Below are 14,204 nucleotides of genomic sequence, written 5' to 3' on the forward strand. Positions count from 1 at the left end.
AACTTTTTAACCTTAAGATTGTTGATTTGCTAATTCTTCACTGGCTTGCGCAAATGTTGCTTGTACGTTTGACGATGGGTTTTCGCTAAAGCGACTTACCACATAAAGCGTTAACGTACTTACCGCAAACCCTGGAATAATTTCATAAATAACGCTGCTTAACGTTTTACCGTCAGCTAAAACGGGCGCATAAATCCAGAACAGTACGGTTACCGCACCGCTGATCATGCCCGCCATTGCCGCTTTCGCTGTTAGGTCCTTTTTATACAGACAAAACAGTACTAACGGACCAAATGCTGCACCAAAACCTGCCCAAGCATTACTTACTAAAGATAAAATTGTGTTCGACGCATCCATGGCTAGTAACAATGCAACCACAGCTACACCTGCTACACCATAACGGCCAATTGTTACCGTTTGCTTTTCACTCAGCGCCTTGGTTGAAGACTTTTTATTTACCATTACGCGGTAAATGTCTTCGGTTAACGAACTTGCGCTAACCAGCAGTTGCGACGAAATTGTACTCATAATAGCGGCTAAAATAGCGGCCATTAAAAATCCACTAATAAGTGGGTGGAATAGCAATTGCGAGAAAATAATAAATATCGTCTCTGGGTCATCGACAGCCAGGCCAAACTGATTGGCATAGGCAATGCCTACAAATCCTGTTGCCAAAGCACCAATGATGGTCACTAACATCCACGACATACCAATATTTCGCGCTGCGCCAATGGCGTTAACAGAACGAATTGCCATAAAGCGAACAATAATGTGCGGCTGTCCAAAGTAACCTAAGCCCCAACCTAAACTCGATAGCAACCCTACAATCGTTAGCGTTTCTAACGATTCAGAAAAATTGGGTACCGATTGATAAGCGGCGCTTGTCATTTTCGACACGCTATCGAACTCGGTAAAAGCGACAATTGGAACCAGTACCAGCGCCACGAACATAATGCACCCTTGTACAAAATCCGTAAGGCTTACTGCCAAGAAACCACCAAGTAGCGTATAAGACACCACTACACCCAGCGTAATAAATAGGCCTAGCTGATAGTCGACTGAAAACGCGCTTTCAAACAACTTACCACCTGCAACTAACCCGGCAGAGGTGTATAGCGTGAAAAACAATACGATGATCACCGCTGAAACAATGCGCAAACTTGAGTTCGGCGTGTTGAACCGCTTGGCAAAAAACTCAGGCACAGTCAGCGAGTCGTTCGCTACTTCGGTATAAACGCGAAGTTTTGGTGCTACTAGTAAATAATTGGCCAACGCACCTGCAACCAACCCTATTGCAATATAAACCGCATCGAAACCGGTTAAGTACATTGCACCTGGTAAGCCCATTAGCATCCAGCCAGACATGTCAGACGCACCCGCAGACAGTGCGGTTACTTGAGGGCTAACTTGTCGCCCTCCCAAAATATAACCAGAAATATCACTGGTAGATTGTCGGTAAGCAAACAACCCTATCCCTAACATCGCTATAAAATACACCGCTAGTGATAGGTAACTTTCCATTGGCATAACGTTCGTTATTTCCTCTATTGCTCTTCGAAAACTCGTAAATGAAAACGCCATTTAACCTTTGCTAATTCAAATTCAAAAGCAAATAATTAAATCGAACAATAATCATTAGAGCTCTAACAATATAAGGATCTGACAGAAAATTTCAAGTGCAATTTTTAAACAACATCGTTTAACAGGCACTTATGTTTAAATTAGCACCAACCATGTTTCACAGCATATTACGCTAATAAAATCCAAAATTACCATTATTATTCATCAACTTAAAAACACTAAGTCATTTATGAAACAATTTAACTTTAGCTGCAAAGGCGCGGAAAACAGCAACTTTACTATCAGCTAAAACATTTTCATTAAAAATACTTTGTTACGCGCACTCAGACGAAATAACATCCAAAAGAAGCTTTTCTACAGGCAGTAAATGGGTAAGTTGCGTACAATCTTCACTATGTAGCGAGCGAACCCGATTAATTAGCTTCTCACACGCCTTTTCGTCATTTTTCACAGTAAATAGTTTCGGATGAATATAATATTTCCTGCAAACGGTGGGAGTATTGCCAAGTTCTGCTGCAACACACTTACTTAACGTACTCTCCCATTTCTTGGTTCTGGAGTTTGCTATCTGTTCATACACACTGGGCAGGTTTGTTAGTGCAAATCGACTTGATGCCCACGTTCGAAAGTCTTTACAACTGAACTGTTCACTTAGTTCGTTGTGGATGAACGCATTAACGTCTTCGCTCGTTACGTCGTGCCATTGTTTATTCTCATCTTGATAACGAAATAAACAGTAACCTTGTTGTTGCGCACAGTCACAAACTAATGAAGCAAGCTCAGGGTCGTTTACTTTTAGTGTTCTTGGTTTGCCGTGCTTACCAATGTAAGCAAGTTCAACACTATCGTCACACTGCGCTTGTACATGCTTGCGCCGCAATGTAGTTAACCCATATGTGTTATTTTCCTTGCTATATTGAGCGTTGCCAACTCTAGCACCTGTGTAATCGAGCAACAGGCACACCAGCGCGCAAGCTCTTTCTTGCGTCCATGTTGGCTGTGAAATTAATGAAAGACAGTGCTCACGGAACTCAGGAAGTGCATTACCAAAGGCAACCAAACGCTCAAATTTTTCTACTTGCTGCTGCTCGTGCCATTTGCTGTGATAGATATATTGTTTACGTCCTTTTTCGTCATAGCCGACGGCTTGAACGCTGGCTTTACTGTCACGGCTTATAAAGGTGTTGCGCCAATTTGGAGGAATGACAAGCTTTTTGATACGCTTTAGCACGCGCTCTCCTGTGACTTTTTTTCCACTTGCATAGCGATAGTAAAACCGTTTATCACCGCAAGCGATGCGCCTTATTGATAGATGGCTATCATCAGAGTAGACGTTGCAATAGCCCTTAATCCGTTTCATTTATAGATACTCCTGTCCTTACCAGCTAAGAAGACCGACTGTTAAGGTGCTGCTACGGCCGCAGATGCTCGCTGTGCTTTCTTAGTCAGATTGCAAACAACGGTACCAAATCTCAATTTATAAATAGAATCTACAGAAGAACGTACAGAAATGATCACTACACGCAATTAACCTTGCCGCAAGCCGACGCTTCCACGGCAAGACAGTGATTTTAAAGGCCATAACGAATTTTCACGCTATGTGTAAAATTATCACAGTACCGGTTGTTTGGTCCGGCAGTGACGCTTGCTAAAACTCAGCATATCGCTTCGAAATCCTTCTTTATTTCGCCTTAAAGCTTACTAAATCATATTTAACACTCCTAAAATAACAATTAAAAACAATAACATAAAAACGCACCTTCTCTTTTTTCTACTAAAGTATAAACCGCTACTTTTCTTCGTCGGAATGCAACTTGAATAAGTATGAACAATAGTTGTCGAGTTACTTATGCACTTAGGTGAAGCCGAACAGCAATACCCTTTGAAGTGCAAGTTAAGTGGATTGATTTAGAGAGTCCAAGTAAGAAGTCGAGGATTTAAAGATGAATGTTCAAAGTTCGAAAAACGTAGAGTCAAAAAGCGAAAACAGTAATGAACATGAGAATTTGAGAGCCCATGTTGTATCAACCGGTGATTTGCAAGTCGCGGCTGTATTTCCGTCAAAACTTAAAGTGCAGGAAGTACTTGAGATAGTTCAAGACCAAACATCTGTTGAGGTATCTCAAGTAGAAATTATCGAAGCTGGCGACCCTAAAATGAGTGAAAAACTTGAACGTAACAGCGCATCCATTGGCAAAAGCATGTGGTCGTCCCACCTGTTGCTTGGTTCAATGGGTCTGATTGCAGGTTTAGTGGCGGCATTTTTGTTAACGCAGTTTGGCCCAGCGCTTACTCAACAAAATCCTTTGTTTACCTACATAGCACTAATTAGCCCAGGCATATTCATTGGATTATTCATAGCGGGTTTAATCGGTTTACGTCCAGACAGAAATGAGGTTATACAAACCGTAAGACACGCGGTTAGATATGGTAAAGTTGCGCTGGTAATTAACCTTAAAAAGTCACAGTCTGCTTCTAAAGTCTCGCAATTACTGAAGCAGCACACCGACAAAGTGGTCGAATCTATTCGGTAGCAAAACTAGCAACATAATATGGAACGCTGCTTCAAAGCAGAATGTGATACAGTAATCATAGCGGAGTTATCAATCTAGCTGTTCCAGTATTTTCGAAGGGCAATATAACGAACTCCACGTTTATTGCCCTTCGTCGTTTGGTCGGCGTTATTCTGAAAGAGAGATTAGGCACCAATTGTATGGATTTAATATTTTTTGATTTAGATGGCACTTTATTAAATAAGTCTTCTGAAATCTCCTCGTTTACTAAAGAGACGTTGGGCTTGCTTGGTGAGAGAGACATTGCATTCACCGTAGCAACGGGTCGTACCATGCATTCAGCGCAATTTGTGCTACAAGGTCAGTCTTTTGTACTCCCTCACATTTATAATAATGGGGTGGCAATTTGGGATCCTGCCGGAAACGCGCTAACACTAGAAAATTTGCTCGCACCCAGTGAAGTAAATCTTATTATCGAGCACGCCGTAAATAATAATATTACGCCTTTCATTAACACAGTGAATATGGATAGCCCAGATCACGAGCACGTGATTTACCATTCGTCGCCGAAGCATCAGGTGGAACACGATTTAATTGAAAAGTATTTTTCGCGCACTAAAGCGCGACTAGCGTCTATAGAGTCGCTACCTGCTAATGCACATATAACAAACATCAGTATGATCGGAGATGCACCACTAGTCTATGACATGTATAAGCAGCTTAACATGCACGAAGGACTGATAGCGTACTCTGGGCCAGCTATCGAAGGGGATGAGTACCGTTGGATGGATGTACACCACAATCTTGCGAATAAAGGTAGTGCGGTAGCGCTTCTGCGCCAACAGTTGAATGCAAGCAACGTTATTGTGTTTGGCGACAGTGATAATGATTTAAGTATGTTTAAGCTAGCAGACGAGGCTTATGCACCTTCTAACGCTAAACCTTATATCAAAGACGCCGCCACTTCCGTCATTGGGCATCACGATGAAGATGGAATCGCCCGCTTTCTACGAGAGCGATTCTCACTTTAGAAGATGCTGATTAAAAAGCATGTGAAAATGGTAGCCTTCAAACTATATGAATTAGGCTAGTTAATTAAGGCTACCACTTTATAGGCTCTCTATCTTTTAAGAATTGGCCATGGGGGCCGCCCTCTTCCATGGTTGCTAACCAAATAGCCGTATCTGCACCTTCCTCGGGCGTTTTGGGCGCATCACTCCCCCCCATTCTGGTATGCACCCAACCCGGGGTCATGCTATTAACGGTTACATCAAGAGACTTACCGTCAGCAGCTTCATCAACTACCGCTGCCATCTTAACCGTAAGCGCATTAATAGCAGCCTTTGTTATCGCATAGCACATTGGCCCTTTCAGCCCCTCGGCGAAGCTACCGTAACTAGAGCTTACATTGATAATACGTCCAAAACCTCGCTCAATCATTTGCGGTAACGTTTGCTGGATAAGTGTAAGCGGGGCGTTCACATTAATTTGCATCGATTTAGCCAACGTCTCAGAATTTACATCCTTCCATGGCGTGTCGTCTAAGATACCTGCATTGTTTATGAGGATATCAATAGGGCCATACACGGCCTCAGCTCGAACAAACGCATCGACGATGGCTGTTTCGTTATCAAGAGGCATCTCAATAATATGCAAATCCCCTCCCACAATATCTTTCTTGGCTTCAAGGCCGGCTTCTTCGTCTCGACACCCCATTAGCACTTTGTAGCCTTTAGACAGCATTCCTTTTACTATTTCTAGACCTATACCTCTGTTTCCACCTGTAACTAATACGTTTTTCGTCATTGCCAATACACTCCTTGCATTTACGCTTGGGCTTGTTTTGCCTCAAAACGATTGGATAAATAAAAACACAGCGGGAAGATTACACTCCACACTAGAGCGATAAAAATATAAGAAAGCACTACGCTTGCGCCCAATTCAACCGCGCCGAATTTGGCGCCGGCGATATAACTGAGCGGCGCGAAGATAGCTCCAGCAACCGCCGCAACGGCCATTCGACCATTAAAGGCGGTTAAACTGTGATAGACCGTACCTGCAAAGGCTGCCCATAGAAGACTTAGCCAAATTGGAATTGGCCAGAAGCTGACCAGCGTTTCAGTCTCGTTAAAAATGAACAGCCCGCTTAGGGTTAAAAGTGCATCAACCACCGTGCCCAGTAAAAATACCGTGCCCATTAGCTTTATATCTGCCACTCGCTTGGGCGAAATGGCTATCCATAGAAGGATTAACCCTAACACTGGAATTACTGCTTTATTCTGGAACAAGATGACCAGCCACCAAATTCCTTGGAACCATACAAAGTTCGCAACCTTTAGTACTGCACTATTCTTCATTTGAAACGCTCATATTTTCAATACCAAAACATACGTTTACCGGTACGTGATAGTTCAACCCTATTGCGACAAAAGTAAACGAAAACGCTCCAGTGTAAGTATAGATGCATAGACTGTTTGCTCTTTCCAATTACAAAGGATGTGTTAATCGTGAAAATGGTGAAGTATTACGTACTTGGTGCATTAGTGGCGTTAGCACTAACGCTGACCGTGCCAGTGATATTATTGAAAGTGTTATTTGGTTGGATTGCATTTTCCCTTATTGCCGTAAGCAGCGCCTATTTGCTCAACTATCCAAGCCTGTTTCGCAAACGTGAGGATGGCTCAATACCATTCTACATACGCTGGATTTTTGTACCTTTTTTACTGGGCTCTTGGCTTTACAATGAATACGCACGCAGAACGGATAAAGTCCCTCCCCTACAAAAAATTGAGCCGCACTTATTCCTTGCGTGCCGCATGTCGGGAAAACACGTTAGCCTTTTAAACGAAAACAACATTGATGCCATTCTTGACGTAACCGCTGAATTTGACGGACTGGATTGGACGGCATATCAAGAAGATTACCGCTATTTAAACGTACCGGTACTCGACCATACCAGCCCCACTCCTGAACAACTTGTTTTAGCAATAAATTGGTTGAACCAGCAAATTTCTGAAAAGAAAAATGTTGTTGTGCATTGTGCGCTTGGACGAGGTCGCTCTGTTCTGGTGGTTGCAGCCTATTTACTGGCCAAAAAACCTACGTTGAGTGTAGATGATGCATTGCGTGAAATTAACCAGATACGCCAAACAGCAAGGCTCAACAAACGTCAATTAGCATCGCTGCAGCAGATCAGAGATGGTGGCCTACTTTCACTACAAAAGAATCTAACCCTTATCGTTAATCCAGTTGCTGGTGGCGGTAAATGGGAGCAATACCGAGATGACGTTCTTTCTCGATTAAATGAAAAATTCAAAGTGACCGTGAAAGAAACCACACCTGAAGTAGACGGTAAGGCACTAGCAGAGAAAGCAAAACAAGACGGCGCCCACATTATTGTCGCATGCGGCGGCGATGGAACGTTAACTGAAGTCGCCTCGGCTTTGGTCAACACCGACGTTACCATGGGGATTATCCCCTTTGGTACAGCAAACGCACTAAGCCAAGTGTTGCATGGCTACATTAGTAAAGTCATGCCTATTAGTACAGCATGCGACATCATTATAGAGGGCAACACCTTAGCCATAGATACCGCGACCTGTAACGACCACGTTATGCTTTTGGTGGCAGCAGTTGGCTTCGAAGAAAAAATGATTTCGGCCGCTGATCGCGAAGAAAAGAATGTAGGCGGCCAGTTTGCCTACCTAAAAGGGCTATGGAACGCGATTTCAAATAATGAAAACATGACGTTTAAAGTAGCAAAAGACAACCAGCCAGCTGAAACCTTAGAAACGCCGAGCTTTGTTATTGCAAACGCAGCCCCAATGACCACAGCACTTGCTCAGGGCGCAGAGCCGCCCGACATCACCGATGGAAAGCTTGATTTGACCTGGCTATTACCTCAGCCCAGCTCTGATAAACAATTCGCATCGTTAGCAGAGCTAGTGCTAAGTCCAGCTGAAGCAAAGAAGCAATCTGAATCAATACGGCACGAACGCGCATCAAGCATAACGTTAACATTTGATAAGCCCACGGCGTATGCTGTCGACGGCGAGATCTACGAAGGCGAAAAGCTTGAGATAAAAACATGCCCTCGAAGCCTTAACGTTCTCACTAATTTTGAAGAAAAGGATTAAGCAGTACATGACTCAGAAAAGTAACTTTGAAGAAATCTATACCTTTCTTAATGAGAAATTTGCTAACGAAACGGAATACCTACAGGCGGTACACGAAGTATTAGAAGATATTGTTCCTATTTACAATGCAAACAAAGACTACAAAGCGTTCGATATTATAAGACGCATTTGCATGCCTGAACGCATTATTTATTTTACCGTGTCGTGGATGAACAGTGATGGCGATATTGAAGTCAATCAAGGTTGGCGTGTACAGCACAATTCAGCCATGGGTCCTTACAAAGGTGGCTTGCGCTTTCATCCTACCGTCAACTTATCGGTGCTTAAGTTTCTTGCTTTCGAACAGTGTTTCAAGAATGCCCTGACCGGCTTACCCATGGGCGGAGGTAAAGGCGGGTCAGACTTTAACCCCAAAGGGCGTACTGATCGCGACATTATGTTGTTTTGCCAAGCCTTCATGCGTGAATTACAGCGACATATTGGCGCAAATACCGATGTACCTGCAGGTGACATAAACGTTGGCGCAAGAGAAATAGGATACCTTTATGGCGAGTATCGCAGACTAAACAATAAGTTCGAAGGCGTATTAACAGGTAAAGGCTTAGAATTTGGTGGTAGCTATGTACGTACTGAAGCTACAGGCTTTGGCTTAATTTACTTTTTAGAAGCGGTATGTCGACATCAAGGTACTCCAATTGAAGGCAAAACCATTGCAGTGTCTGGAGCCGGTAACGTAGCGTTACATGCTGCACTTAAAGCGGTAGAGAAAGGCGGAAAAGTGATTTCGCTGTCTAATAGCCGAGGGCTTTTACATAATGAGAATGGGTTAACTGATACCGCGCTTAAGTGGGCAATCGACAACCATGCAAACCGCAACAATATCCTTGCTGACATGGCAGATGAAAACATGGGCAAGTGGATAGCTGATAAAAAGCCTTGGCATTTAAAATGCGACATAGCACTGCCTTGCGCTACGCAAAACGAACTACTTGAAGAAGATGCAAAATCACTGCTAGATAATGGCTGTCAAATGGTATTAGAAGGTGCGAATATGCCGTGCACAAACGAAGCTCAGGCTTTGTTTTTAGACGCCCAAATTGCATACGTACCAGGCAAAGCATCTAACGCTGGCGGCGTTGCGCTATCAGGCTTAGAAATGAGCCAGAACGCCATGTTCAATCAACGTAACGCAAGCGCACTCGATGAACAGCTCTATTCAATTATGGAAAGCATTCATCAGCGCTGTGTTGATGAGGGTAAATCTGAAGGCGATGCTGGAAGCAGCTACGTTGATTATATGAAAGGCGCCAATGTAGCAGCATTTCGTAGACTCGCTGACGCCATGGTCGCACAAGGCGTGTAGCACATATCCCATCTCCCTCTTTCGGTAAATTCACGGACTCACTGCCGTGAATTTATCGGAAACTGACTTGTAAAATTTGCGTTGTCCCCTTCCCCAATTCAATGACTCTGTGTCACTTCATTTGAAATTTCTTTTAAAAATCAGCGCGTAACAGATATCTCACTAATGGAATAAAAATAGCATTACCACAGGTGTGATTCATTTTTTAGGTATTTATAAGGAACTACCCATGAAAATTTTTGAAGCTTTGCGTCAAGACCATGAAAAGCAACGTTTACTGCTTAAAATTCTAGCTGAAACAAGCGGAAACACTGCTGCGCGCCGTGAATATTATCAAGAGCTTAAGACACAACTTGAAAGTCATGCCATCGCTGAAGAGCGCCATTTCTATTCTCATCTTCTGGAGAAAGATGCCACTGTAGATTTAACACGTCACGGCATTGCAGAGCATCACGAAATTGATGAGCTACTCGCAAAGCTCGATGATACGGATATGAGTTCACCAGCTTGGTTGCGTCATTTGAAAACACTTCAGGAAAAGGTAGAACATCACCTTGCCGACGAAGAACAGGAATTCTTCCAAGTTGCAGGCAATGTGCTTAATGACCGCCAAAAAACAAAACTTGCAGATGAATATCAAAAAGAGATGAAGCAAGAGTTAGACGACGAAAAGCTCACCGCCTAACATGGGATATGTCACGTTGCCGAAATCGTCCTATTCGACAAACGTCATCACGTAAAAAGCCAGCTATTAAAGCTGGCTTTTGTTTATTTCATATTTGGTTGCTGTACTCGCATTGCATAGCCGCAAATACAGCGTTTTTCACCACCTACTTTTTAGCGATGATGTAAACAGCGTGAATAACACCTGGGAAATAGCCAAGAATAGTTAAAAGGATATTAATCCAAAAGTGAGCACCGATACCCACTTGTAAAAATACGCCCAGCGGTGGAAGTAAAATCGATAAAAGTATACGAATGATGTCCATAATAAATTCCTTGTTTTTGAAGTAATTTCACAACTCAGTGGGCAAAATACTCACACTTTGGCGAAGAAATCAGGCCCGCAGAGCGTTTTACACGCTTCATTATTAGTTTTGCATTTACGATGCCATGTCGCCAAATACTGCGATAAAGGCATGGTGATTACTGTAAAACAATAAATTTAATTTGAAAAAATAGCTATTCACCGAAAGGCGTATTTTGAAGCCAGTCTTCAAGGTCTGAACGGCTAAGTGGGCGACTAATGTAATAACCTTGAACGATATCACAGCCCCAGTCCTTTAAGATTTCAAGCGACGCTACGTCTTCAACACCCTCAGCCACAACCTTTAAATTAAACACATTCGCCAAACTCAGCACGGTATGAACAATTTGCTGGTCGTTTTCATCACTCGCCAGCGACAGAATAAAACTCTTATCAATTTTAATCGTTTTTACGGGCAAGTTCTTTAAATAGGCTAACGACGAATAGCCTGTACCAAAGTCGTCGATGGCGAAATGAAAGCCCCGCGCCGTTAGTTCATTAAGGTTCTCAATAGCAAGCGAGGCGTCAGCAACTAAATCGCTTTCTGTTATTTCAAGTTCCAGAGCTTCAGGTGACAGGCCTTCCTGAGTTAAAAGCGACACCAGCTTCCCTAGAAGTACCTTATTTTGAATATCCTGAGTAGATAAGTTCATCGCAACGGTGAACCCATACCCCATGCCTCTAAAATAAGCTAAGTCTGAAATGGTTTGCTTCATTACCCAAGTCGTAACTTGCTCAATTAACCCTGCTTGCTCAGCAATGGTAATAAACTCATCAGGTGGAACAAAGCCCAGAACACTATTATTCCAGCGAATAAGCGCTTCCATGCTGCATACTTTCATAGTCTGCAGATCTATTTTTGGCTGGTAAACCATAGACAGTTCGTTTTGCTGGCTAGCCAGTGCACGTTTTAGTTCAGTGGTAATTGATAGTCTGCGATTGTATTTATCTTCTAGTTCTGTCCTATAGCGAACGCACCAGCTGTCGCTGTGTATCGCTTCATCAGTAACAATATTCATTTTTCTGAATAATTCTTCTGATGTTGTTGCATCTTGCGGGCACTGGATAACCGCCATGGCGACTTTTACTGGAATTGCAATCAGGTTACTTTCCACTGGTTGCTCTAATATGTGCTTGAGCGTTTCGAGCTGGTCATCATTAAGTGAATCTTGCGTAATATATAAAATCTCACCGCCAGCTAATCTTGCGGATGTACCAGGCCAACGCTGAAGCCTCTCGGCCAATGCTTTCAGTGTATTATCGCCGTTAGAGTAACCGTAGAGGTCGTTAATGGTTCGAAATCCGATTACGGTAATGGCAACAACCTGTAACTCTCTTTCTTCTTGAAGTTCTGACTCAAAGAAGCCTTCAACATAGTTCCGATTGAAAAGCCCGGTAAGCACGTCGTGCTCTGCTTGATAACGAATATGATTTTCACGGCTTTTAATACTTGCTTGCATGCTGTCGACTGCGTTGGCAAGTTCGGTAATCTCTTTGAGGTTCGACGGTGCGTCAAGGGTTGCGCCATAGCTTCCTGACGCGACCTTATTCACTGCTTTTACCAAGGTAGACACTGGTCGACTCACGTTTCTGGCAAGCAGCAGAGAAAGACCCAGAGCAATGAATATTGCGACTAAGCAAAATGCCAGAATCGTCAATTGAATACGTGTGAAAGCACTAAATGAAGACGTTGTATCTACAGCTAGAGTTATCTTAACCGGCAAATTGCCATCAGAGGCGATATTCACCTCACGGGCAAAGTAAGTAAGCTCGTCTTTAAAGGTTACATCTATCCACGAGGGGTCGTGTTCTGACGCGAGGATCCGTTGCGCATCATTTTCTTTTAAGGTAGTCGTAAGAACGTCATTGGTATCAGTTCTTGAGATAATAATTTCAGCGTCTACGAGCGCTTTTAGCTCTTCTAATAATCTGCTATCAAACTCAACGCCTATTAGCATGTAATATCTAAGCGTAGGTATTTCTACGCGAATTAGATTTAACTGTACTAATTTATTATCGACTACGAAAAAACCGCTGTCTTTCCCTTTAGCAACCAATGCAAGGCTACTTTCCACATTTTGACCGACTTCGAATAGGTCTGTACGCGTTACAACTACTTGATGGTCTAGACTTACCAGAGCGATGATATCGGTGTTTAGTCGCTGCGCGTAACTGGTAAACGCCGCTTCAATAGAAGGTATATTCTCTGTGCCAACCGCACGCCTGAAATCAAATGAGCGAGACAGTACTTTTGAAACGTTGCGTATGACAGCTTGACGATCCGCAACCACTTTATCGAATACTTTCTCTGCTAAAACAATATTGTGGTCAATGTTTTGAACAACGAGAGTATTGGCTGAGCGCCACACTGCTCCAATTATCAGAAGTGATGCTATCACAATCCCTATGAATAGGGTTTGGAACAAACTCTGACTAAGTGTTTTTTGCACTATAGTGCCTCGTAAAAATTGTTTTGTTTATGTCGCAGACAGTATGACTAAGTATTGAAAAGCATAGCCGAATAATAAAAATAGGAACAGACATAACATCCTGTAAATTTTAGATTTTAACGCTTTGTTACAATTAACAAGGCCAATTAAAAGTGAGCGTACAGGGTCACCTTAACAAGAATTACACTGTAGATGACAGATTAGTATGGCAATTAAGTGGGATCCAGTAATATTTGGCGGGAATTAGCGGGAAGCCTTGTAATATAAGGGCTCAGCTAAGTTCATAAATGCAAAATAAAAGTAGCGCTGAAACAGAGTAGTTTGGCGAAAGTAAGAAGGTTCCTAGAAATGGAGGTGAAGTTTGGCAAATGAAATGTGCGTCTGGCTGATATTGCAACGAAAAGTGTTCAACCCCAGTTTAAACAAAGGCTGCAGAGACGCTCAGCTTAATAAATCAAAGCTAGAAATAAGGCCATTTATCTATTTTAAAGTAGTTGTAAGTGGGATCTAGAGATCCCCTTTTAGTTCCCATTTTAAAGCTACTAAACGAGCAAAATTGAACTGACTTTCCCGATTACTTTCACCTTATCGGAATTTAGCTCTACCATTTCTGGCATACCTTTTAAGAATAATACGTACAATTTTTTATCCTTTTCCATAACCATACATGCATGCATTTTATTGCTCTCATCTTTTACTACCAGGTATTGCTTTGGTTTTATCTCTGGAAGTTCCGTAGTAACTTCAACTAAACAACCAGTAGGAATAATCGGTTCGCAATGAGAGTAGTCAATTTTTATCCGGACAAAATCACCAGTATTCTTTGACTGAATATTAAGCAATTGGGAAAATCTAAAATTGGGGGAGCGTAGTTCTTCGACTTCATTAAGCATACCCGCTCTCAAACGCTCTGTGAGCAGAGAATCTAAAGAGATATTCCCTTCTTTAGAGAGAGCGTAGAGATATTCGATATCACAAAGCCTGTCTTTTTCATATCTTCCTATCGTATTTCGATGCCATCCGTATTTTTTGCTCAATTCTGAAACCGTGACACCTGCGGACACCCTCACATCTCTTAAATACGAACAAAACGCTTCTGTTTTCATAAAATTATTTTCTTTTTTTATCAATAAC

Annotated in this window: 12 protein-coding genes; 5 read left to right on the plus strand and 7 right to left on the minus strand. The window is 42.5% G+C overall.

Annotated features, from left to right (window positions below):
- Positions 1 to 12 precede the first annotated feature (12 nt).
- Together putP and F0261_RS02200 are read right to left on the minus strand one after the other, a co-directional pair.
- On the minus strand, positions 13 to 1,527 hold the full coding sequence (gene putP, locus F0261_RS02195; RefSeq protein WP_171337111.1) for a sodium/proline symporter PutP: 1,515 nt from the start codon (positions 1,525 to 1,527) through the stop codon (positions 13 to 15).
- Positions 1,528 to 1,894: 367 nt separating this feature from the next.
- Positions 1,895 to 2,941, minus strand: a complete 1,047-nt coding sequence (locus F0261_RS02200) for a DNA topoisomerase IB (RefSeq protein ID WP_171337112.1) — start codon at positions 2,939 to 2,941, stop codon at positions 1,895 to 1,897.
- 583 nt (positions 2,942 to 3,524) lie between these two features.
- On the opposite strand from F0261_RS02200, the gene F0261_RS02205 reads away from it, so the two are divergent.
- Complete coding sequence (locus F0261_RS02205; RefSeq protein WP_171337113.1) at positions 3,525 to 4,115, plus strand: hypothetical protein; 591 nt, start codon at positions 3,525 to 3,527, stop codon at positions 4,113 to 4,115.
- A gap of 179 nt (positions 4,116 to 4,294) precedes the next feature.
- Positions 4,295 to 5,125, plus strand: coding sequence for an HAD family hydrolase (locus F0261_RS02210; RefSeq protein WP_171337114.1), 831 nt, complete (start codon positions 4,295 to 4,297; stop codon positions 5,123 to 5,125).
- Between the two features lie 70 nt (positions 5,126 to 5,195).
- Here F0261_RS02210 and F0261_RS02215 read toward each other — a convergent pair whose 3' ends face one another.
- Both F0261_RS02215 and F0261_RS02220 read right to left on the minus strand, forming a co-directional pair.
- Entirely contained in the window at positions 5,196 to 5,900 is a 705-nt protein-coding gene (locus tag F0261_RS02215) for an SDR family NAD(P)-dependent oxidoreductase (protein ID WP_171337115.1), read from the minus strand.
- A 20-nt stretch (positions 5,901 to 5,920) separates the two neighbouring features.
- The gene (locus F0261_RS02220; protein WP_061485814.1) at positions 5,921 to 6,451 is read right to left on the minus strand and encodes a DUF2878 domain-containing protein; all 531 of its coding nucleotides are present in this window, start codon (positions 6,449 to 6,451) and stop codon (positions 5,921 to 5,923) included.
- A gap of 150 nt (positions 6,452 to 6,601) precedes the next feature.
- On the opposite strand from F0261_RS02220, the gene F0261_RS02225 reads away from it, so the two are divergent.
- The 3 genes from F0261_RS02225 (at position 6,602) to F0261_RS02235 (ending at position 10,278) form a co-directional block, all read left to right on the plus strand.
- Positions 6,602 to 8,230 carry a diacylglycerol kinase family protein gene (locus F0261_RS02225; protein ID WP_171337116.1) on the plus strand — a complete coding sequence of 543 codons (1,629 nt, stop codon included), beginning with the start codon at positions 6,602 to 6,604 and terminating at the stop codon, positions 8,228 to 8,230.
- A 7-nt stretch (positions 8,231 to 8,237) separates the two neighbouring features.
- The gene (gdhA, locus tag F0261_RS02230) at positions 8,238 to 9,593 is read left to right on the plus strand and encodes an NADP-specific glutamate dehydrogenase (protein WP_014949373.1); all 1,356 of its coding nucleotides are present in this window, start codon (positions 8,238 to 8,240) and stop codon (positions 9,591 to 9,593) included.
- A 229-nt stretch (positions 9,594 to 9,822) separates the two neighbouring features.
- Positions 9,823 to 10,278, plus strand: coding sequence for a hemerythrin domain-containing protein (locus tag F0261_RS02235; protein WP_014949372.1), 456 nt, complete (start codon positions 9,823 to 9,825; stop codon positions 10,276 to 10,278).
- Between the two features lie 145 nt (positions 10,279 to 10,423).
- Here the strand turns inward: F0261_RS02235 and F0261_RS02240 are convergent, their stop codons facing one another.
- The 3 genes from F0261_RS02240 to F0261_RS02250 form a co-directional block, all read right to left on the minus strand.
- The gene (locus F0261_RS02240; RefSeq protein WP_014949371.1) at positions 10,424 to 10,582 is read right to left on the minus strand and encodes a YqaE/Pmp3 family membrane protein; all 159 of its coding nucleotides are present in this window, start codon (positions 10,580 to 10,582) and stop codon (positions 10,424 to 10,426) included.
- Positions 10,583 to 10,775: 193 nt separating this feature from the next.
- Positions 10,776 to 13,070, minus strand: coding sequence for a bifunctional diguanylate cyclase/phosphodiesterase (locus tag F0261_RS02245; RefSeq protein WP_061485811.1), 2,295 nt, complete (start codon positions 13,068 to 13,070; stop codon positions 10,776 to 10,778).
- A 542-nt stretch (positions 13,071 to 13,612) separates the two neighbouring features.
- A complete protein-coding gene (locus F0261_RS02250) occupies positions 13,613 to 14,176 on the minus strand; it encodes a helix-turn-helix transcriptional regulator (protein WP_157160416.1) in 564 nt (187 codons plus the stop codon).
- Between the last annotated feature and the right edge of the window lie 28 nt (positions 14,177 to 14,204).

Source organism: Alteromonas sp. 07-89-2, assembly GCF_013113925.1.
In the GTDB taxonomy this organism is placed as follows: Bacteria; Pseudomonadota; Gammaproteobacteria; order Enterobacterales; family Alteromonadaceae; genus Alteromonas; species Alteromonas macleodii.